This window comes from Mycobacterium sp. (genome assembly GCF_008709575.1).
Lineage (GTDB): Bacteria > Actinomycetota > Actinomycetes > Mycobacteriales > Mycobacteriaceae > Mycobacterium.
In genome coordinates, this window is the sequence record NZ_VYIK01000004.1 from 62,945 (window position 1) to 84,634 (window position 21,690).

A 21,690-nucleotide genomic window follows, 5' to 3' on the forward strand; every position below is an offset into this window, starting at 1 on the left:
CCCGATGACGACCCCCGCTGGGCCGGTGTCGGTGGCGGTGGGCCGCCCGGCGTTCCCGTATGGGCCCGCGGCCCGGGTCAGCCTCTGGGTGGGAGTGGCCTGCGTCGTCGTGTTGTTCGGCTGGGGTGCCTGGCAGCGGCGCTGGATCGCCGACGACGGGCTGATCGTGTTGCGCACGGTGCGCAACCTGCTGGCCGGCAACGGACCGGTGTTCAACAAGGGCGAGAGGGTGGAGGCCAACACGTCGGTGGCCTGGACCTATCTGATGTACCTCGGCAGCTGGCTGGCCGGACCGCTGCGGATGGAGTACGTGGCGCTGGCATTGGCGCTGACCCTGAGCCTGCTGGGGGTAGCGCTACTCATGCTGGGGACGGGCCGGCTGTACGCGCCCGCCCTGCGCGGGCGGCGGGTGGTGCTGCTGCCGGCCGGCGCGCTGGTCTACATCGCGCTACCGCCCGCGCGCGACTTCGCGACCTCGGGCTTGGAGAACGGACTGGTACTGGCCTATCTGGGGCTGCTCTGGTGGATGATGGTCTGCTGGTCGCAGGCGCCGCGGACCCGCCCGTGGGGACGAGGGCCGACCGGCGCGCTGGCCTTCCTCGCGGGCTGCAGCGTCCTGGTGCGCCCCGAGTTGGCGCTGACCGGCGGACTGGCACTGATCATGATGCTGGTCGCGGCGCATGGTTGGCGACGGCGGGTGCTGATCGTGGTGGCGGGCGGGCTGCTTCCGGTGGGTTACGAAATTTTCCGGATGGGCTACTACGGGCTGCTTTTCCCCAGCACCGCGCTGGCCAAAGATGCCGCCGGCGACAAATGGCCGCAGGGCATGCTCTACCTGGCCAACTTCAACCGGCCGTACGCGTTGTGGATCCCGGCGGTGCTGCTGGTGTTGCTCGGGCTGCTGGCGATGTCGATCGGCCGCCGCACGCCGGCCCCGCGCCACGGATACCGGCGGCTGGCCGTGCAAAGCCCGCCGTCGGTGGTGGTGTTCATGGTCGTCAGTGGGCTGCTGCAGGGGCTGTACTGGATCCGCCAGGGCGGTGACTTCATGCACGCCCGGGTGCTGCTGGCCCCCATTTATTGTGTGCTGGCCCCGGTCGCGGTCGTACCCGTCGACGTTGCCGTCGGCGCGAGATTCTCTCGGCAAGCCTCGTGGCTGGCGGGTGCGACGAGCATGCTGTGGCTGGCCGTCGCCGGTTGGTCGCTGTGGGCGGCGAACTCGCCGGGTCTCGGTGATGACGCCACCCGGGTCACCTATTCGGGCATCGTCGACGAGCGCCGGTTCTACGCGCAGGCCACCGGGCACGCGCATCCGTTGACCGCCGCGGACTATCTGGACTACCCGCGGATGCGTGCGGTCCTGGTGACGCTCAACAACACCCCCGAAGGTTCGTTGCTGTTGCCGTCCGGGAACTACTACCAGTGGGATCTGGTACCGCCAATCCCGCCGTCGTCGACGCGGCCGGACGGCACGCTGCGAACGACCACCGATCCACCGCAGAAGGGCCCGCACACGGTGTTTTTCACCAACCTGGGCATGCTGGGCATGAACGTCGGACTGGATGTCAAGGTGCTCGACCAGATCGGGCTGGCGAATCCGATCGCCGCGCACACGGCACGCCTGCAGCACGGCCGGATCGGCCACGACAAGAACCTGTTCCCGGACTGGGTGATCGCCGACGGCCCCTGGGTGAAATGGTATCCCGGCGTCCCGGGATACCTCGATGCGCAGTGGGTCGCGCAGGCCGAGGCGGCGCTGCACTGCCCGGCAACCCAGGCCGTGCTCAACTCGGTGCGCGGCCCGATGACCGCGCACCGGTTCATCTCGAACCTGGTGCACGCCTATCAATTCACCAGGTATCGGATCGACCGGGTTCCGCGCTACGAACTGATCCGGTGCGGCCTCGAGGTCCCCGAGTTCGGCGGCGACCCCGATACCGGAATGCCGGCCGCCGGGCCTTAGGAGGGTGGGTCGCGCGACCGGCTCGGCGCAGCGACAAGATTCACAGATATTTTTCGCCCACCTCTCCCCGACTCCGTCGATCTCGGTCTTGCTGTTGCGACAGCAACACCGTGGGTGGGGTCTTACCAGCGCAGTACCGCGTGCGGGCACAGTCCGGGCAGGGCCCGCCGGACGCCCCGTACCGGGGCGGGCGGAACCTTTGCCGGGGCGCTGCCCCACCCGGTCGGGGAGAGCGAGCTTTCGACGGTGTGATTGACTACGGCAGAGCACTGTGCGACCGCCCGTCGCCTGAGGCGGCGGTTCGACGATGCGGTCGGAGCTACCGAGGTGCCCCAACCAAGAATGAGGACGCAAGAATGACGTTTGTCGACAGGTTCCGTGGCGCGGTGAAAGGCATGCCGCGCCGACTCGTATCCCGACTCGCAGTAGGGGCCGTTGCCGCGGCCCTGATGCCCGGGTTGGTCGGTGTCGCCGGCGGGTCGGCCACCGCGAAAGCCTTCTCCCGGCCGGGTCTGCCCGTCGAATACCTGCAGGTGCCGTCGGCGGCGATGGCCCGCGACATCAAGGTCCAGTTCCAGGGCAGCGGGGCCAATGCGCCCGCGCTCTATTTGCTCGACGGTCTGCGCGCCCAGGACGACTACAACGGCTGGGACATCAACACCGAGGCGTTCGACTGGTACTACCAGTCGGGCATCGCGGTGGTCATGCCGGTGGGCGGGCAGTCCAGCTTCTACACCAACTGGTATGCCCCGGCCTGTGGCAAGGCCGGCTGCCAGACCTACAAGTGGGAGACCTTCCTGACCAGCGAGCTGCCGCAGTATCTGCAGGCCAACAAGCAGGTCAAGCCCACCGGCAGTGCCGCGGTCGGGCTGTCGATGGCCGGATCGTCGGCGCTGACTCTGGCGGCCTATCATCCCGACCAGTTCATCTATGCCGGCTCGATGTCCGGTCTGATGGATCCCTCTCAGGGGATGGGGCCTTCGCTGATCAACCTGGCGATGGGTGATGCGGGTGGCTACAAGGCCGCTGACATGTGGGGTCCCAAGGAAGACCCGGCATGGCAACGCAACGATCCGTTGCTCAACGTCGACAAGATCGTCGCCAACAACACGCGGATCTGGGTCTACTGCGGCAACGGCAAACCGTCGGAGCTTGGTGGTGACAACCTGCCGGCGAAGTTCCTCGAGGGCTTCGTGCGGACCAGCAACATCAAATACCAGGACGCCTACAACGCCGCGGGCGGTCACAACGCGGTGTTCAACTTCCCGGAGACCGGCACGCACAGCTGGGAATACTGGGGTCAGCAATTACAGCAGATGAAGCCTGACCTGCAGAGCCACTTGGGCGCCACACCCCAGACGGCTTCCGCGGCACAGGGCGCTTAAGCCGGGATGAGGCTGACGGCGATGGCCTTTCGAGGTTGTCGCCGTCAGTCATTTCAGGTCTCCTACCGGCTCGGATGTGATTCACTACCTTGCGGGAGATCGCCGACTGCCGGGGCGATTCGAGCGATACGCGAACGAGGTTGCACATGACGGGCCTGTCGATGCTGCTACGGGTTGTTTTCGCCGCCGTGCTGGCCCTTTGCCTGGGAATGACCAGCACGGTCGCTGGCCTTCGGGCGCATGCCGCGGGTTACGAAACGCTGATGGTGCCGTCGGCCGCGATGGGCCGCGACATCCCGGTGGCCTTCCTGGCCGGGGGTCCGCACGCGGTGTACCTGTTGGATCCGTTCGACGCCGGCCCCGACGTCAGCAACTGGGTGACCGCGGGCAACGCGATGACCACGCTGGCCGGCAAGGGCATCTCGGTGGTCGCTCCCGCAGGCGGCGCCTACAGCATGTACACCAACTGGGAACAAGACGGCAGCAAGCAGTGGGAGACCTTCCTGTCCAGTGAATTGCCCGATTGGCTGGCCGCCAACAAGGGGCTGGCTCCCGGCGGGCACGCGGTCGTCGGCGCCTCGCAGGGCGGATACGGCGCCATGGCGCTGGCCACGTTTCACCCGGACCGGTTCGGCTACGCCGGATCGCTGTCGGGTTTCTTGTACCCGTCCAGCACCACCGAGAACGGCTCGATCCTCGCCGGCCTGCAGCAGTTCGGCGGCGTCGACGGCAACGGCATGTGGGGAGCGCCGCAGCTGGGCCGGTGGAAATGGCACGACCCGTATGTGCACGCCGCGTTGCTGGCGCAGAACAACAGCCGCATCTGGGTCTACAGCCCGATGGGTGGGGCCAGCGATCCGGCGGCGATGATCGGTCAGGAAGCCGAAGCGGCGGGCAGCGGCCGGTTCTTCTACCAGCAGTACCGCAATGTCGGCGGGCGCAACGGGCACTTCGACTTCGGTGGCGGCGACAACGGCTGGGGATCGTGGGGGCCGCAACTGAGCGCGATGTCGGGCGACATCGTGGGCGCCATCCGCTAGCAGCGGGTCCGGCGCGGCTCCAACCCCAGCCCGCCGGCCGAGTGCGTCGGCCTGCCTGGCCGACTCCGAAGTCGCGGTACCGTAAGAGGCAGTAGCGGCAAGCGAGCCGACCGTCGGACGAACTCACCGGGCGGGCAGGAGATCATGACAGGCAAGTCCCGACGCCACCGGATTCTGGCGTTGGTCGCCGCAGCGGCGACGGCGCTGGCAGTGGCGCTCGTGCTGCTCTTCGCCGTGCACTACCTGCGCCAGCCGAAATCGCCACCCAGTGCGGTGCCGCCCGGCATCATGCCACCGACCAGTAATCCGGCTCATCCGACGAAGCCGCGTCCCGCCTTTCAATCCGCCAGCTGTCCCGACGTGGAGCTGATCGCCGTCCCGGGCACCTGGGAATCCTCCCCGCAGGAAAATCCGCTCAACCCGGTCGATTTTCCGCAGGCGTTGCTGCTCAACATCACCCGGCCGATCAGCGAGCAGTTTCCCCCCAGTCGGGTCCAGACCTACACCGTTGCCTACCCGGCGCAGTTTCGTAACCCGCTGGGCGGCGACGATCAGATGACCTACAACGACAGCCGGGCCGAGGGCACCCGCGCGACAGCCAAGGCGATGACCGACATGGCCGACAAGTGCCCGCTGACCAGCTACGTGCTGATCGGGTTCTCACAGGGCGCGGTGATCGCCGGCGACATCGCCAGCGATATCGGCAACGGTCGCGGACCCGTCGACGCCGACCTGGTGCTCGGTGTGACCTTGATCGCCGACGGCCGCCGCCAGCAGGGCGTCGGGCAAGAGATCGGCCCCGACCCGCCCGGGCAGGGCGCCGAGATCACGTTGCACGAGGTGCCGGTGCTGTCCGAGCTCGGTTTGACGATGACCGGTGAACGGCCGGGCGGTTTCGGCGCGCTCAACGACCGGACCTATGAGATCTGCGCCCCCGGCGACCTGATCTGCGCCGCACCGCAGCAGGCATTCAGCATTGCCAACCTGCCGCACACGCTGGACACGCTGGCCGGCGGCGCCGGGCAGCCCGTGCACGCCGAGTATGCGACCACCAAGTTCTGGAGTCTCGACGGAGAATCGGCCATCCAGTGGACGTTGAACTGGGCGCGTGGCCTGATCGACAACGCGCCGCATCCTCGACACGGCTGATGCGCCGGCCCGGGCCCGCATCGCGGTCGCGGTGACCGGCGATAGGTCCTGATTTGGTTCGGGACGCACCGCCCAGTAACATTAAGAGAAAATTAAGAGCATTCGCGGCTGGCCTACCGGGTTGATCCAGCGCATTTCTGTACCATCTGAGAGGTTTGGCGGTTGCGCCAAACGCACCGGCGAAATGTGCGGCGTCCTGAGGCCGGTCGCGACGCGGATACCCGTCCGCAGAGCTCACCGGCTCGGTCGAGACGTGCTGCGAGGAGAGAGTGGATGGCGTACCACAACCCGTTCATCAAGGACGGGAAAATCCGGTTCCCGGACAACCAGAACCTGGTGATGCACGTGGAACGGTGGGCCAAGGTGCGCGGCGACCAGTTGGCCTACCGGTTCCTGGATTTCTCCACCGAACGCGACGGCGTGGCGCGCGACATCTCCTGGTCGGACTTCGGCGCCCGCAACCGCGCCGTCGGTGCGCGTCTGCAGCAAGTGACCCAGCCGGGCGACCGGATCGCGATCTTGTGCCCGCAGAACCTGGACTACCTGGTGTCGTTCTTCGGGGTCCTCTACGCCGGACGGATCGCGGTGCCGCTGTTCGACCCGGGCGAGCCGGGGCACGTGGGTCGGCTGCACGCCGTGCTCGATGACTGCACTCCGGCGGCCGTGCTGACCACGAGCACCTCCGCCGAAGCCGTCCGGAAATTCTTCCGCAGCCGCCCCGCCAACCAGCGACCGCGCGTCATCGCGGTCGACGCGGTGCCCAACGAGGTCGCCGTCACCTGGCAGCCGCCGCTGGACACCGCTGTCAACTCGGTGGCCTACCTGCAGTACACCTCCGGCTCCACGCGTACCCCGACCGGGGTCGAGATCACCGGGTTGAACCTGGCCACCAACGTGGTGCAGGTGCACAACGCCTTCCAGGGCAGGGAGGGCGACCGCGGGGTGACCTGGCTGCCGTTCTTCCACGACATGGGCCTGATCGCCATCCTGTTGTCGCCGGTGCTGGGCTACCACTGCACCTTTATGACGCCCGCCGCCGTGGTCCGGCGACCGATCCGCTGGATGCGTGAATTGGCCCGCAAGCCCGACGACACCGGCGAGGTCTACTCGGTGGCGCCGAACTTCGCCTACGAGCACGCGGCACTGCGGGGCGTGCCGCGCGACGACGAGGAGCCGATGGACCTCAGCAACGTCAAGGCCCTGCTCAACGGTAGTGAGCCGATTTCGGTCGCGTCGATGCGTAAGTTCCACGACGCGTTCCGACCGTTCGGCCTGCGCGACACCGTGATGAAACCCTGCTACGGGCTGGCCGAAGCAACGCTTTTCGTGTCGATCACCCCGATGGAGGAGGGTCCCACCGTCATCTACGTCGACCGGGAGGCGCTGAACAACTACCGGTTCGTGGAGGTTGCCCCGGACGCCCCGAACGCGGTAGCCCAGGTCTCCGCAGGCCAGGTCGGTGTCGACGAGTGGGCGGTGATCGTCGACGCCGAGACCGCATCCGAACTGCCCGACGGGCAGATCGGCGAGATCTGGCTGCACGGCAACAACATGGGTGTCGGTTACTGGAATCGGGAACAGGAAACCACCGAGGTCTTCAAGAACATCCTCAAATCCCGGACCAGCCCGTCGCACGCCGACGGCGCCCCCGACGACGGGACCTGGGTACGCACCGGGGACTACGGGACGTACTACAAGGGCAACCTCTACGTCACCGGCCGGGTCAAGGACCTGGTCATCATCGACGGGCGCAACCACTACCCGCAGGACCTGGAGTACTCGGCTCAAGAGGCCAGCCGTGCGTTGCGCGCCGGTTATGTCGCCGCGTTCTCGGTGCCGGCCAACCAATTGCCCGCTGCGGTGTTCGACAACCCGCACGCCGGCCTGAAATATGACCCGGAAGACACCTCCGAGCAACTGGTGATCGTCGCCGAACGGGCTCCCGGTGCGCACAAGCTCGACTACCAGCCGATCGCCGACGATGTCCGGGCGGCGATCGCCGTCCGGCACGGGGTCACGGTCCGGGATCTGCTGCTGGTGCAGGCCGGATCGGTGCCGCGTACCTCCAGCGGCAAGATCGGCCGCCGCGCCTGTCGCGCCGCCTACCTCGACGGCAGCCTGCGCAGCGGCACCTCCTCGCCCAACTCGTTCCCCGACCAAGCCAACTGATCACGATCATGACAGAGACAGGCACCGATCACCGGACCTCTCCCGCCCGCACCGACATGACCGCCGGCGACGATGCAGAGCAACGCGATGCGGAGGAGCGGCGCACCGACAAGACCGCCGGCGACGATGCAGAGCAACGCGATGCGGAGGAGCGGCGCACCGACAAGACCGTCGCCGAGGTGCGCCGATGGCTGCGCGACTGGGTCGCCAACGCCACCGGCCAGTCACCGGACACCATCGACGAGGCCACGCCGATGGTGGAGCTGGGTCTCTCCTCGCGGGACGCGGTCGCGATGGCCGCCGACATCGAAGACCACACCGGGGTCACCGTGTCGATCGCGGCCGCCTTCGAGCATCCGACCATCGAATCGCTGGCCACCTGGATCGTCGAGGGCGACCCCGGCGCAGCCTCCGCGGACACCGCCGGGGACGACACCGACTGGTCACGTCGCGGCCCGGTGGAACGGGTCGACATCGCCGTGGTGGGGTTGGCCACCCGCTTCCCGGGCGACCTGAACACCCCGGAAGAGACCTGGCGGGCGCTGCTGGAGGGGCGCGACACGATCACCGACTTACCCGAGGGCCGCTGGTCGGAGTTCCTGGACGAGCCGCGGCTGGCCGAGCGCATCACGAAGGCCCGCACCCGCGGCGGCTACCTCACCGACATCAAAGGCTTCGACTCCGAGTTCTTCGCGTTGTCCAAAACCGAGGCCGACAACATCGACCCGCAGCAGCGGATGGCGCTGGAGCTGACCTGGGAGGCGCTCGAGCACGCCCGCATCCCCGCCTCCAGCCTGCGCGGTGAAGCCGTCGGCGTCTACATCGGCACCTCGGTCGCCGACTACAGCTTCCTGGCGATGTCCGACCCGACCGTGGCCCATCCCTACGCGATCACCGGCACCGCGAGCTCGATCGTCGCCAACCGGGTCTCCTACTTCTACGACTTTCACGGCCCCTCGGTGGCGGTCGACACCGCCTGCTCGAGCTCGCTGGTCGCCACTCATCAAGCGGTCCAGGCGTTGCGCAGCGGCGAATGCGACGTAGCCCTGGCCGGCGGGGTCAACGCCCTGATCACCCCGGCGGTGACGCTCGGGTTCGACGAGATCGGCCAGGTGCTGGCTCCCGACGGCCGGATCAAGTCGTTCTCCTCCGATGCCGACGGCTACACCCGCTCCGAGGGCGGCGCGATGCTGGTGCTCAAGCGGGTCGAGGATGCCCGCCGCGACGGCGACACCATCTTGGCGGTGATCGCCGGCAGTGCGGTCAACCATGACGGCCGGTCCAACGGCTTGATCGCCCCTAATCCGGACGCTCAGGCCGACGTGCTGCGCCGTGCCTACCAGGACGCCGGGATCAACCCGCGCACCGTGGACTACATCGAGGCGCACGGCACCGGCACCGTGCTCGGTGACCCGATCGAGGCGCAGGCGCTGGGGCGGGTCGTGGGGCGGGGCCGCGCGCCGGACAAGCCGGCCCTGCTGGGCGCGATCAAAACCAACCTGGGACACCTGGAGTCCGCCGCCGGAGCGGCGAGCCTGGTCAAGATGGTGCTGGCACTGCACCACGACAAGCTGCCGCCGTCGATCAACTACGCCGGGCCCAACCCGTTCATCGATTTCGACGCGGCACGTTTGCGGGTCCTCGACACGGTGGCCGACTGGCCCCGCTACGGCGGCTACGCGGTCGCCGGGGTGTCGAGCTTCGGGTTCGGCGGCACCAATGCGCATGTGGTGTTGCGTGAGGTGCTGCCGCGCGACGTCGTCGAGCATGCGGTGGAACCGCAGCCCGAACCGGCGCCGGCCGCCGAGTCCGGGTCGCTGGTGGCCGGGGTGCGGTTCGACGAGTACGGCGAATTCGTCGTCGACGAGGCTGCCGGCGAGGACACCGAACCTCCGGGCATCACCGAAGAAGCGTTGCGGCTCAAGGAGGTTGCGCTGGCGGAGCTTGCCGCCCAGGAAACCCCAGCGCCGCTGGTGCCGCTGGTCGTGTCGGCGTTCCTGACTTCCCGCAAGAAGGCGGCCGCCGCCGAACTGGCCGACTGGATGGAGGGCCCCGAGGGCCGGGCCTCGTCGCTGGAGTCGATCGGTCGGGCGCTGTCGCGGCGCAACCACGGTCGCTCCCGTGCGGTGGTGCTGGCCCGCGACCACGACGAGGCGATCAAGGGGTTGCGCGCAGTCGCCGAGGGCAAGGCGCGGCCGAACGTGTTTTCCGCCGACGGGCCGGTGACCAACGGCCCGGTGTGGGTGCTCGCCGGGTTCGGCGCGCAGCACCGCAAGATGGGCAAGAACCTCTACCTGCGTAACGAGGTGTTCGCCGAGTGGATCGAGAAAGTCGACGCGCTGGTCCAGGACGAGCGCGGCTACTCGATCCTGGAACTGATCCTCGACGACTCGAAGGACTACGGGATCGAGACCACCCAGGTGGTGATCTTCGCGATCCAGGTCGCCCTTGGCGAGCTGTTGAAGCATCACGGCGCGAAGCCCGCGGCGGTGGTGGGCCAGTCGTTGGGCGAAGCCGCCGCGGCGTACTTCGCCGGCGGGCTGTCGCTGCGCGACGCCACCCGGACGATCTGCTCGCGCGCGCATCTGATGGGCGAGGGCGAGGCGATGCTGTTCGGCGAGTACATCCGGCTGATGGCGCTGGTGGAATACTCCGCCGAGGAGATCACGACGGTGTTCTCCGATTTTCCGGACTTGGAAGTGTGCGTCTACGCCGCCCCGAGTCAGACGGTCATCGGCGGCCCGCCCGAACAGGTCGACGCGATCATCGCCCGCTGCGAGGCCGAGGGCAAGTTCGCCCGCAAGTTCGCCACCAAGGGCGCCAGTCACACCTCGCAGATGGACCCGCTCTTGGGCGAGCTGTCCGCCGAGATCCAGGGCATCGCGGCGCAGCCGTTGACGGTCGGCTACTTCTCCACCGTGCACGAGGGCAGCTACATCCGGCCCGGCGGTGAACCGATCCACGACGTCGCCTACTGGCTGAAGGGGCTGCGGCATTCGGTGTATTTCACCCACGGCATCCGCAACGCCGTCGACAACGGATACACCACGTTCGTGGAGCTCGCCCCCAACCCGGTGGCGCTGATGCAGGTCGGATTGACCACGGCCGCTGCAGGATTGCCGGACGCGCAGCTGATTTCGACGTTGGTCCGCAAAACCGACGACGTCGACGCGATGACCACGGCGATGGCGCAGCTCTACGTCTACGGCCACGACCTCGACGTCCGAACGCTGTTCAGCCGGGCGAGCGGGCCGCACGACTACGCCAACATCCCGCCGACCCGGTTCCGCCGCAAGGAGCACTGGCTCGACGCGCACTTCGCCGGCGACGGATCGGTGCTGATGCCGGGCAGCCATGTCGCTACCCCGGACGGCCGCCACGTGTGGGAGTACGCGCCGCGCGGCACGACCGATCTGGCGGCGCTGGTCAAAGCTGCGGCGGCCCAAGTGCTCCCGGACGCGGAGCTCACCGCGGCCGAGCAGCGGGCGGTACCCGCCGAGGGCGCCCGGTTGGTGACGACGCTGACCCGTCACCCCGGCGGCGCGTCGGTGACGGTGCACGCCCGCATCGACGAGTCGTTCACGCTGGTCTATGACGCGCTGGTGAGCCGGGGCGGCCAGGCGCCGGTGCTGCCGACGGCGGTGGGCGCCGCCGTGGCCGTCGCGCCGGCGGCGACAGCGGAGGTGACCCCGGCCCCTGCCCCCCGACAGGATCCCGACGCCGAGACCCTGCACGACAGTCTCACCGCCCGCCAGGTCGGTGGCTTGGCCAAGTGGTCGCCGGATTCCGGCGAGACGGTGCACGATCGGCTGGCCGGCATCGTGTCGATGGCGATGGGCTACGAGCCCGAGGACCTGCCGTGGGAGGTCCCGCTGATCGAGCTCGGTCTGGATTCGATGATGGCGGTGCGGATCAAGAACCGCGTCGAATACGATTTCGACCTGCCGCCGATCCAGTTGCAGGCCGTCCGCGACGCCAGCCTGTACAACGTCGAGAAGCTGATCGAGTACGCCATCGAGCACCGCGACGAGGTCCAGCAGCTGCACGAGCACCAGAAGACGCAGACCGCCGAGGAGATCGCCAGGGAGCAGGCCGCGCTGCTGTCCGGCGCGACGTCGGCAACGGCGCCCCCACCCGCCGAGGTGCCGATCCCGCCGCCACCGACCGACCCGTCGGGCCCTGCGGCGCAGCCCAACCTGGCCGGCGCCGCGCAGGCGCTCAACCAGCGGGCCGTCACCGAGGCGCTGGGTGCCGACGTGCCGCCGCGCGACGCCGCCGAGCGGGTCACGTTCGCTACCTGGGCGATCGTCACCGGTAAGTCGCCGGGCGGCATCTTCACCCCGTTACCCGAGCTCGACCGCGAGGCAGCCGCCAAGATGGCGCAGCGGCTTTCCGAGCGCGCGGACGGGCCGATCAGCGTGGAGGACGTCACTGCCGCCACGACCATCGAGGAGTTGGCGAGCACGGTGCGCGAATACCTGGAGGCCGGTCGGATCGACGGGTTCGTCCGGACGATCCGCGCCCGTCCCGAAGGCTCCGCCAAGATCCCGGTGTTCGTGTTCCACGCCGCCGGCGGCTCGACGGTGGTCTACGAGCCGCTGCTGAACCGGCTGCCGCCGGACACCCCCATGTACGGGTTCGAGCGCGTGGAGGGCACGATCGAGGAGCGCGCCCGCCAGTACGTGCCCAAGCTGCGTGAGATGCAGGGCGACGGCCCGTTCGTTCTGGTCGGTTGGTCGCTGGGCGGGGCGTTGGCCTACGCGTGCGCGATCGGGCTGCGGCAACAGGGTTGTGACGTGCCGTTCGTCGGGCTGATCGACACCGTGCGGGCCGGTGAGGAGATCCCGCAAACCAAAGAGGAAACCCGCAAACGCTGGGAGCGCTACGCGCGGTTCGCCGAGCGTACTTTCAACGTCGAGATTCCCGAAATCCCTTACGAGCAGCTCGAAGAACTCGACGACGAGGGCCAGGTCCGGCTCGTTCTGGAGGCGGTCAAGGCCAGCGGAGTGCAGATCCCGGGCGGGATCATCGAACACCAGCGCACGTCGTACCTGGATCAGCGGGCGATCGACACCGCCCAAATCCAGCCCTATGACGGGCATGTCACCCTGTACATGGCCGATCGCTACCACGACGACGCGATCATGTTCGAGCCGCGGTATGCCACCCGCAAGCCCGATGGCGGCTGGGGGGAGTACGTCTCGGATCTGGAGATCGTGCCGATCGGCGGCGAGCACATCCAGGTGATCGACGAGCCGATCATCGCCAAGGTCGGCGCGCACCTGACGCAGGTGCTCAGCAGGATCGAAGCGCAGGAGAAGGCAGGCAAGTGACCGCAACGGTGCCCACGCCGGGCCAGTTCAAGACCACCGCCCAACAGCTTGAGGAACTGCGCCGCAAGCTCGAGCTGGCCAAGGAACCCGGCGGGGAGCAGGCCGCCGCCAAACGCGACAGAAAAGGCATCCCCAGCGCCCGGGCCCGCATCCTGGGGCTGCTCGACCCGGGCAGCTTTTTGGAGATCGGGGCGCTGGCCCGCACGCCGGGCGACCCCAACGCGCTCTACGGCGACGGCGTCGTGACCGGCCGGGGAACCATCGACGGCCGCCCGGTCGGGGTGTTCAGCCACGACCAGACCGTCTTCGGCGGCAGCGTCGGAGAGATGTTCGGCCGCAAGGTGGCAGCGCTGATGGAGTGGTGCGCGATGGTCGCCTGCCCGATCATCGGCATCAACGACTCCGGCGGCGCGCGGATCCAGGACGCGGTCACTTCGCTGGCGTGGTACGCGGAACTGGGCCGCCGCCATGAAATGCTGTCCGGGCTGGTGCCGCAGATCTCGCTGATTTTCGGCAAATGCGCTGGGGGGGCGGTATATTCGCCGATCCAAGACGATCTCCTGGTCGCGGTGCGCGACCAGGGCTACTTCTTCGTCACCGGACCGGACGTGATCGCCGAAGTCACCGGTGAGGAGGTTTCTCTCGACGAACTCGGCGGCGCCGACGCTCAGGCCCGTTACGGCAACATCCACCAGGTCGTCGAATCCGAAGCCGCCGCATTTCAATACGTGCGGGATTTCTTGTCTTTTCTGCCGTCGAACTGCTTCGACTCGCCGCCGATCGTCAACCCGGGGCTGGAGCCGGAGGTGACCGCGCACGACTTGGAACTCGACTCGATCGTGCCCGACTCCGACAACGCCGCCTACGACATGCACGAGATCTTGCTGCGGATCTTCGACGACGGCGATTTCCTCGACGTCGCCGCCCAGGCCGGGCCGGCGATCATCACCGGGTTCGCCCGGGTCGACGGGCACCCGGTCGGCGTGGTCGCCAACCAGCCGATGGTGCTGTCGGGGGCGATCGACAATGCGGCCTCCGACAAGGCGGCCCGGTTTATCCGGTTCTGCGACGCGTTCAACCTCCCGCTGGTATTCGTCGTGGACACGCCGGGTTTTCTGCCCGGGGTGGAGCAGGAGAAGAACGGCATCATCAAGCGCGGCGGACGTTTCCTGTACTCCGTCGTGGAAGCCGACGTGCCGAAAGTGACGATCACGGTCCGCAAGTCCTATGGCGGGGCGTATGCGGTGATGGGATCCAAGCAGCTGAGCGCCGATTTGAACTTCGCCTGGCCCACCGCCCGGATCGCGGTGATCGGCGCCGAGGGTGCGGCGCAGTTGCTGATGAAACGGTTCCCCGACCCGCATGCGCCCGAGGCGCAAGAGATCAAGAAGAGCTTCATCGAGAACTACAACCTCAACCTGGCGATCCCGTGGATCGCCGCCGAACGCGGCTTCATCGACGCGGTTATCGAGCCGCACGATACCCGGCTGCTGCTGCGCAAGTCGCTGCACCTGTTGCGGGACAAGCAGTTGTGGGCGCGGGTCAACCGCAAACACGGCCTGATCCCGATTTAACCTCCGGGTGGGATCTGGGTCGACCCGTAGACGGTCGGCCCGTAGAAGGTCATCGTTCCGCCGTCGGCGTTGGATATGTAGACCGGATCCTCCAGGAAGGCCGCGTTGCCGGTGTTGACCAGGGGATAGTCGATTCCCAGCAGTCTGAGCAGCCAGCCCGGCACGATGATCATCGCACCCGAACCGCCGGAGGTGGGGTAGGAGTACAGCAACTCCCCGTCGGGGGTGTAGACCGAGATCGGTGTTTTGTCCGGGACATTGCCGAAGCCGAGCAGACCTCTGGGGTATCCGTCGGCCAGGCTCGGCGGCAGCCAGCCGCCCTTGCCGCCGCTGTCGAAAACCACCGCAACATCGTGCTTGGCCTCGGAGCCGATCTGGACTTGCAGGTCTTGCGGATGGAACGGGCTGCCGGCGAACGGCGCCCCGTCCAGGGTGGCGATGGGACTCAGCCCGTCGACGGTGTCGGGCTCGGGGCCGAACACCAGTTGTTTGGCCGGTTCGTCGATCAGCACGCCGTCGCTGAGATCACCGGGCAGGTCGGTGGTCACCAGGTGGCTGCCGCCGGCGTTGGGGCCGATACCCAAGATGCCGTCGACGGGTGCGCCGGCCAGCCGCTGGGCGCCGATGACCGAAAACGGGAAACTGAAAAAGACCGCGTCGACCAGCGCGTGATCGGCGACGATCCCATCGCCGAAACCGACCGTGGTGGGAATCTCAAGGCCGATATTGATCCCCGCCGGAAACAGGTTGACGTGCAGATCGTCCACGCTGAAGTGGCGCAGCGCATGCATAACGTCTTGGGACGGCACGTCACCGATCGAGACTTCCAGGCCTTTGGACCCGGTGTCGAGCGCGACGGGAATGGGCTGCCCGCCACTGAGGGAGACGTCGACGACCGGCTGGCCGGCACCCACGCCCTCGACGGTCAACGGGACCGACGCCGTGGCATCCGACAGGGTTGCCGCGGGATCGGCGGTGCTGCCGGCGCCCAGGGTGCTGGCGATGGCCTCGGCCGCGCCGGGTGCGTCGAGGTCGGGCCCGGCGCCGGGGGGAACCAGGGCGCCCCAGTCGGCGACGTCGAGCACGCTGAGGATCAGGTCTTCGACGTCGGCGTGCGCAGCAGGACCGGCAAGCAGCGGGGTCAGCCCGAGGCTCAACAACGCGCCCACCACTATTGCGTTAGTCCGAGCCATCCGGCGCACGCCCCCAGACCGATATCGTCCACCCCGGCGATGGACGGCGCTCCGCATCTGGCACCCTACTCTCACCGGGCTGGAGCCGAGCTTAGGGCTTGATCCGGATCTGTCCGGGTGACCACCACCCGGTTCGGGTGGCGGTGCCCAGGTCGAGCTGCGCGGGCTCGGCGTCGACGATCGTGTCGAACTTGCGCAGCGATCCCCAGTCGCGACCCCAGTCGCGAGAGAGGTAGGTCGCCATCACATGCGCCCGCAACAGCACGTCGGTGATGCCCAACAGGCCGCCGTTGACGCCGTCCTCCCAGGTGTCGGTGTCCTGCTTTTTGGCCAGGTAGTCCGGGGTGATGCGGAACTTCGGGATCTCGGTGACACCGTATGCGTGCAGCATCGGGTGCTGGCAGGGGAACGCCAGCCCGACCGCCCAGTCCATCAGCACCGGCGCTGACGAGCCGACGTACTCCTGCAGCGAACGCAGCTCCGGCACCCGCGGCGGGGTCACCGCGACCCAGTCCTGCGGGGTCAGCGAGAGGTCCTCGACCACCAACCGGACCGCGGTGGCATCGGCGGGGATCTTGGCCCGTGCGAAGCGCAGGTTGCGCCACGCCTTCGGCTGCTCACCGTACAAGTCGTAGGGGATCAGTCGCCCGCCCGGCAGCACCTCGCCGCCGGGTCCGGGCCGGCCGTACTCGAGCACCACGGTCTGACCGTCGGTGTGCCCGTGCAGCACGCTGGTGCCGGCGATCTTGCCCGCGGCGGTCACCACCACCAGCGGATGCCCGTCGTCGGGGCGCGGTAGTCGATACCACGCCGAGGTGAGCAGGCTCTGCTGCTGCGGGCCGGTGGTGTAGCTGCCGGCCACCGGAACCCGCGCCGGATCAAGACCGTAGGGCAGCGGCACCGTCGACCCGTTGATGCCCGGTGCCGCCAGTGTGGTCGGCGCGTCCCAGTCGTAGTCGGTGCCCGGTTGCGGGGGCGTCATCCGGATCGCCTCGGCGACGGTGTGCTCCGGCACGCCGTTGGGCGTGAACCCGACCGGATGGACCCCGCCGAGGGGACCCAGATCGCCGTAGTCGCCGGGCAACGCTGTCATGAAGCCGGCGTTGGGATCCGGTTCGACGAGCACGTCGTCAGCCAGGCCGCAGCCGCCGGCCAACGCCCGCAGGTTGGCCCAGCCGTTGGAGTAGGTGGGGTACTGACGCACGATCCCGGCCACCATCGATGCGACGAACAGGCACACCATCACACCGGCGGCAATCGGCACCGGTGCGGCCGTCAGCGCGCGGGCCAACCGGCCCTGACCCCGGTCGCGGGGGGCGAAGTGCAACCAGGCCGCATATAGTGCGGTCAGCGCGAAGAACGCGAAAAAGATTGTGCTCAGGGTGACGCCGGCCAGTTTCGGCATGGCGCTGTTGAACGGCACGCCGTAGCTGGACACATACCACCAGCCGTTGGTGGTGGCGAAGCACAACGCCAGCAGGAAGAACACGGCCGCCACGAACGCCATCCGGTTGCGCGCGGCGCGCAGCACCGCCGGCGAGACCAGCACGGTGGTCAGCGCGGCCATCGCCGCGCCCACCGCGGCGAACAGGCCGAAGTGGTGCACCCACTTGGTGGGCGCGAACATCATGAAGAACATGGTGCCGAAGATGACGCCCATCAGCCGCCAGGCCGGTCCGCGGGCCACACCGGGCACCCGCTTGCGGCGCAACATGATGAACATGGCGGTGAACAGGCACAGCGCGGTGATCAAGAAGCCGAACCGGCGCGAGAGCGAGCCGTCGACGGTGGGCAGGATCAGGTAGTAGTAGCGCAGGTTCTCGGTGTACCAGGCCTGGCTGGGCCCGATCGCGGCGCGAATCCGGGTGGCTTCGGCCACGGTTGCCAGCGTTTGGTCGGCGAACACCACGGTCAGCACCACAAAACCGGCGGCCAGCAGCGGCGCCACCAGCGGCCAGGTGCCGACCAGGCGGTGCCGACGCGCCAGAATCCGCAGGATCGGCCGGCCACCGGCGACCAGCGCCGCCACCGCGATGAGCCCGGTGGGCTGGATCCCCAGCGTGAACGCCGCCGCGACGATCGCCAGCGCCGCCGGCGTCATTCGCCCGGAGTTCATGGCCCGCTCGATCAGCACATAAGTGATCAACGAGCCGAGCGCGATGATCCCCTCGGGCCGCAGCCCGTTGTCGAACGGCATCCACGCTGCCAGCAACACCAGGGCCGCCGCCCACACCGCCGCTCTGCTGGACACCACCGCGGGCCCCAACCGCGGCAGCACCTCGCGCGACAACAGCAGCCAGCACAGCAGCCCGGCGAACAGATCGGGCAGCCGCATCCAGATGCTGGCGTCGCTGACATGGGTCATCAGCGCCAACAGGTTGTAGTACCAGCCGAACGGGTCCTCGGGGCTGCCGAACCAGCGGAAATAGTTGGACATGTAGCCGGCGTGGTCGGCCACCCGGGCCATGCCCAGCACGTAGCCGTCGTCCGACGAGTTCGCCCCGATCACATGCCACAGCAGGAACGCGCCGACCACGGTGGCGTCGACCGGGGTGAAGCCGTGCCAGCGGCCGGGGATGAGGCGGTGCATCCGGCGGCCGTCCATCCGGTCCAGCCGCCACAGCGCGAGCAGCGCGCCGACGGTGGCGGCGATGGCCAGCACCATCGCGGTCAGTTTGAGCGCCGTCGGCCTGGTCGAGAAGCGGGTGTCGATGGTCGCCGAGAGTTTCAGGTCGGGTGGTGCCGGGCCGGTCAGGTCGGTGAACACCCCGACGACCTGCGGGCGCAGGTTGGGGTCGGGGAAGCCGCTGCGCAGGGGGCGCCCGGCCGGATCGGTCAGTCCGACGAAGGTGGCGTAGGTGCCGGCGTGGGTGGAGCTGATCGCGATGCGCTCGCACTGCGCCCCGTCCACCCGGGCGCGCGGCACGCTGATGATCACCACGTTGCGGTCGGTGACGTCGACCCGCTGGCCGGTGACGTTGACGAACAGGCCGTTGAGCGCGGCCTCCTTGCCCTGTTTGGGTGCGGTGCCCAGGACCAGCCCGCCGGTCGGCGGCATGGCCCGGATCAGCCGGCACGGCACCTCGACCGTCATCGCGACCGGAGTGAGCGAGATCAGCGGCGCCGTGACGCTGGTGAAGCGGCCCTGCTGCGGCCAGGTGAGCGTCGCGGTGGTCTGGACGACCGGCAGCAACGGCGTGGCGATCGACAGCGCGAAGCCGAGGAGCCCGGCGATGGTCGCCACCCAGCGCGCCGCCCGGACGTCGACGGCGGCGGCGCGGGCGGCGGCGGGTTGGGCCGCTTGGGTGAGGGTCATGGCAGTGCTCGAATCGGTCCTGGCCGGTGCCATCCGTAGACGACGGCGGCACCCTGCTCGACGGCGGCGTCGGGTGCCTGCTCGGGCGGTACCAGCCGGTGGTAGCGCTCCAGCGATCCCCAGTCCCGGTACCAGTCGTCGCGCAGATAGGTCGGGATCGTGGAGGTCCACAGCAGCGCCCGGGTGAACAGGAACGGCCCGCCGTCCTCGCTGGACTGCCATAGGTTCGACGACGCCGCGGTCTGTTTGTGGTCGGGCAGAATGCGATAAGCCGGAAGTTCGGCGACACCGAGATGCTGGGTGGCCGGGCGCTGGCACGGGAAGTTCGCGGCGGTGGCGATGTCCATCAGCACCGGGGTGTGCGAGCCGATCAGTTGCTGCAGTGTCTGGGTGACCGGAACGCGCGGCGGGGTGAACGCGAACCACTGCTGCAAGCTCAGGTTGGGGTCGTAGGCGACGATGCGCGCCGCGTTGGCTTCCGGCGGGGCCCAGCTCAGCGGGAACCGCAGGTTGCGCCACGCCGGTTGGGGCCCGAGGTCGATGGGGTAGACCTGCCCGAGGGGCGTGGTGCTGCCGTCGGGCCGGGTGACGCCCCACTCGAGTTTGAGCTGCTGACCGTAGTCGAAGTCGCCGTTCTCCTTGTACGACCAGATCGCGCCGGCGGCCGAGATCACCACCAGCGGCCGGTCGGGGCTGCGCGGCGGCAGCCGGTACCAGGCCGACGTGGCCGTGGCGGCCATACCGTTTTCACCGTAGCTGCCCATCACCGGGGTGCGGGCCGGGTCCAGGCCGAACGGCAGCGCGACCCGCGAGCCGTTGACTCCGGGCGGAGCTCCCGCAGGAAGCCGGCCGCCGGCGGTGCCGGCCGAGTCGCTGACCGCGGCGTTGGGCTTGTTGGGGGAGGCGTCGGAGTTGACCAGGCCGGGCTTGGAGATCACCGGGTCCGACGACAGATCCTCGCCGACACCGTTGGGGGTGAAACCGATCGGGTTGACTCCGCCCAGCGGACCGTCGGGCCCGAAGGTTTGTCCGGCAACCGGTTGCAACAAGCCGGCGTTGGTGTCCGGCTCGACCAGCACGTCGTCGGCCATCGCACACCTGGTGTCGGAGAGCCCCGATGTCAGCGCCGCCAGGTTGGCCTTCGCGATGGTGTAGCGCGGGTAGCGCACGACGGCGGCTTTGGCCATCGAGCCGACCTCGACCAGCACCATGATCGTCGCGACGGCCAGCAGCGGGGTGGACGCCAGGAGGCGGTTGCGCCGGTTGTCGGCGACCTCGGTGTGCCCGGCGTAGTCCAGCCGGAAGTGCTGCCAGGCGGCCAGCAACCCGGTCGCGATCGAGGCGGTTAAAAACATCGAGGTCACCGGATGGCTGGCGATCACCGGCTGCAGGTCGTACCACGGGACCCCGTAGTTGCCGACGTAGAACCAGCCGTTGATGCCCGAGGTCGCCCAGGCCAGGACGAACAGCAGCGCCGTGACGTACAACGACAGGTTGCGGCGGCTGTGCAGGCCGACGCGGGCGACGGCGAACGCGGTGACCGCGCCCAGCGCGCCGGCCAGCCCCGCGAACGCGCCGAACTGCACGGCCCACTTCGTCGGCGTGAACGTCAGCAGCAGCAGCCCCACCGCGGTGGTGCCGATCAGCCGCCAGGCCGCTCCGCGGGCCAGCCCCGGCACCCGGCCGCGCCGCAGCAGCACCGCGATCATTCCGAACAGGCACAACAACAGCACGAGCACGGCAAAACGGCGGGTCATCGACGCGTCGACGTTCTCCTCCACGGTCAGGAAGTAGTAGCGCAGGAAGTCTTGGTACCAGGCGATCGTGGGCCCGATCACGTACTTGATCCGCGCCGACTCGGCGACGGTGGCCAGCGTCTGCGACCGGAACACCACGACGGTGATCAGCGACACCGCGGCCGCCAACACCGTCAGCGGCGCCCACAGTCCGTCGGCCGGCCGGCGCCGGCGGATGATCTCGGCGATCGGCCGCGAGCCGGTCAGCAGCGGGGCGATGGCGATCAGCCCCTGCGGCGCCAGCGTCGCGGCCAGGGTGGCCGTGACGATGCCCGCCGCCGCCGGGGCCAGCCGCCGGGTGGCGATCGCGGTCTCGACGAGCACCCAGGTCGCCACGGTGCCGAGCGCGATCAGCGGCTCGGGCCGCAGACCGTTGTTGAACGGCAGCCAGGCGGCGAGGAACACCGCCCCGGCGGTCCACACCGCCACCGGGTTGGCGGCCAGGCCGCCTTTGCCGGGGCCCAGCCGCCGCAGCATGTACCGGCTGACGATCAGCCAGCAGCCGATCCCGGCCAGCGTGGCCGGCAGGCGCATCCACACCCCGGCGGTGCTCACCGACGCCATCTTGGACAGCACCGCGAGATACCAGTCGAACGGTGCCTCGGTGGTGCCGAAATAGCGGTAGTAGTTGGCCAGGTAGCCGGCGCTGGGCGCCACCCGGGCGATGGTCAGGTTGTAGCCGTCGTCCGACGAGGTGGCGCCGATGACGTGCCAGATCAGCAGCACCGCGATCACGCCGACATCGGCGAGCCGGGTGGCCGCCCCGGCCCGC

The 21,690-nt window shown here is 68.7% G+C and carries 10 protein-coding genes; 7 read left to right on the top strand and 3 right to left on the bottom strand.

Annotated features, from left to right (window positions below):
- Positions 1–4 precede the first annotated feature (4 nt).
- From zomB to F6Q13_RS01870, 7 genes are all read left to right on the top strand, one after another.
- Positions 5–1,963, top strand: coding sequence for a flagellar motor control protein ZomB (zomB, locus tag F6Q13_RS01840; RefSeq protein ID WP_293051411.1), 1,959 nt, complete (start codon positions 5–7; stop codon positions 1,961–1,963).
- A 356-nt stretch (positions 1,964–2,319) separates the two neighbouring features.
- On the top strand, positions 2,320–3,348 hold the full coding sequence (locus tag F6Q13_RS01845) for an alpha/beta hydrolase family protein (protein ID WP_293051414.1): 1,029 nt from the start codon (positions 2,320–2,322) through the stop codon (positions 3,346–3,348).
- 146 nt (positions 3,349–3,494) lie between these two features.
- A complete protein-coding gene (locus F6Q13_RS01850) occupies positions 3,495–4,388 on the top strand; it encodes an alpha/beta hydrolase family protein (protein ID WP_293051417.1) in 894 nt (297 codons plus the stop codon).
- Between the two features lie 144 nt (positions 4,389–4,532).
- Complete coding sequence (locus F6Q13_RS01855; RefSeq protein WP_293051420.1) at positions 4,533–5,537, top strand: cutinase family protein; 1,005 nt, start codon at positions 4,533–4,535, stop codon at positions 5,535–5,537.
- Positions 5,538–5,810: 273 nt separating this feature from the next.
- Positions 5,811–7,706, top strand: a complete 1,896-nt coding sequence (gene fadD32 / locus F6Q13_RS01860) for a long-chain-fatty-acid--AMP ligase FadD32 (RefSeq protein WP_293051423.1) — start codon at positions 5,811–5,813, stop codon at positions 7,704–7,706.
- A gap of 56 nt (positions 7,707–7,762) precedes the next feature.
- Positions 7,763–13,039, top strand: a complete 5,277-nt coding sequence (gene pks13, locus F6Q13_RS01865; protein WP_293051443.1) for a polyketide synthase Pks13 — start codon at positions 7,763–7,765, stop codon at positions 13,037–13,039.
- A gap of 8 nt (positions 13,040–13,047) precedes the next feature.
- Positions 13,048–14,613, top strand: a complete 1,566-nt coding sequence (locus F6Q13_RS01870; RefSeq protein ID WP_293051446.1) for an acyl-CoA carboxylase subunit beta — start codon at positions 13,048–13,050, stop codon at positions 14,611–14,613.
- Here the strand turns inward: F6Q13_RS01870 and F6Q13_RS01875 are convergent.
- The 3 genes from F6Q13_RS01875 to F6Q13_RS01885 all read right to left on the bottom strand — a co-directional run.
- On the bottom strand, positions 14,610–15,806 hold the full coding sequence (locus F6Q13_RS01875) for a PecA family PE domain-processing aspartic protease (protein ID WP_293051425.1): 1,197 nt from the start codon (positions 15,804–15,806) through the stop codon (positions 14,610–14,612). The genes F6Q13_RS01870 and F6Q13_RS01875 overlap by 4 nt on opposite strands.
- A gap of 91 nt (positions 15,807–15,897) precedes the next feature.
- On the bottom strand, positions 15,898–19,122 hold the full coding sequence (locus F6Q13_RS01880; protein WP_293051427.1) for an arabinosyltransferase domain-containing protein: 3,225 nt from the start codon (positions 19,120–19,122) through the stop codon (positions 15,898–15,900).
- On the bottom strand, positions 19,119–21,690 hold a 2,572-nt coding region (locus tag F6Q13_RS01885; protein ID WP_293051429.1), incomplete at its 5' end, for an arabinosyltransferase. The genes F6Q13_RS01885 and F6Q13_RS01880, both read right to left, overlap by 4 nt.

Coding starts and splice junctions, on each gene's coding strand:
- zomB (WP_293051411.1), top strand. CDS start 5: ATGACGACCCCCGCTGGGCCGGTGTCGGTGGCGGTGGGCCGCCCGGCG.
- F6Q13_RS01845 (WP_293051414.1), top strand. CDS start 2,320: ATGACGTTTGTCGACAGGTTCCGTGGCGCGGTGAAAGGCATGCCGCGC.
- F6Q13_RS01850 (WP_293051417.1), top strand. CDS start 3,495: ATGACGGGCCTGTCGATGCTGCTACGGGTTGTTTTCGCCGCCGTGCTG.
- F6Q13_RS01855 (WP_293051420.1), top strand. CDS start 4,533: ATGACAGGCAAGTCCCGACGCCACCGGATTCTGGCGTTGGTCGCCGCA.
- fadD32 (WP_293051423.1), top strand. CDS start 5,811: ATGGCGTACCACAACCCGTTCATCAAGGACGGGAAAATCCGGTTCCCG.
- pks13 (WP_293051443.1), top strand. CDS start 7,763: ATGACCGCCGGCGACGATGCAGAGCAACGCGATGCGGAGGAGCGGCGC.
- F6Q13_RS01875 (WP_293051425.1), bottom strand. CDS start 15,806: ATGGCTCGGACTAACGCAATAGTGGTGGGCGCGTTGTTGAGCCTCGGG.
- F6Q13_RS01880 (WP_293051427.1), bottom strand. CDS start 19,122: ATGACCCTCACCCAAGCGGCCCAACCCGCCGCCGCCCGCGCCGCCGCC.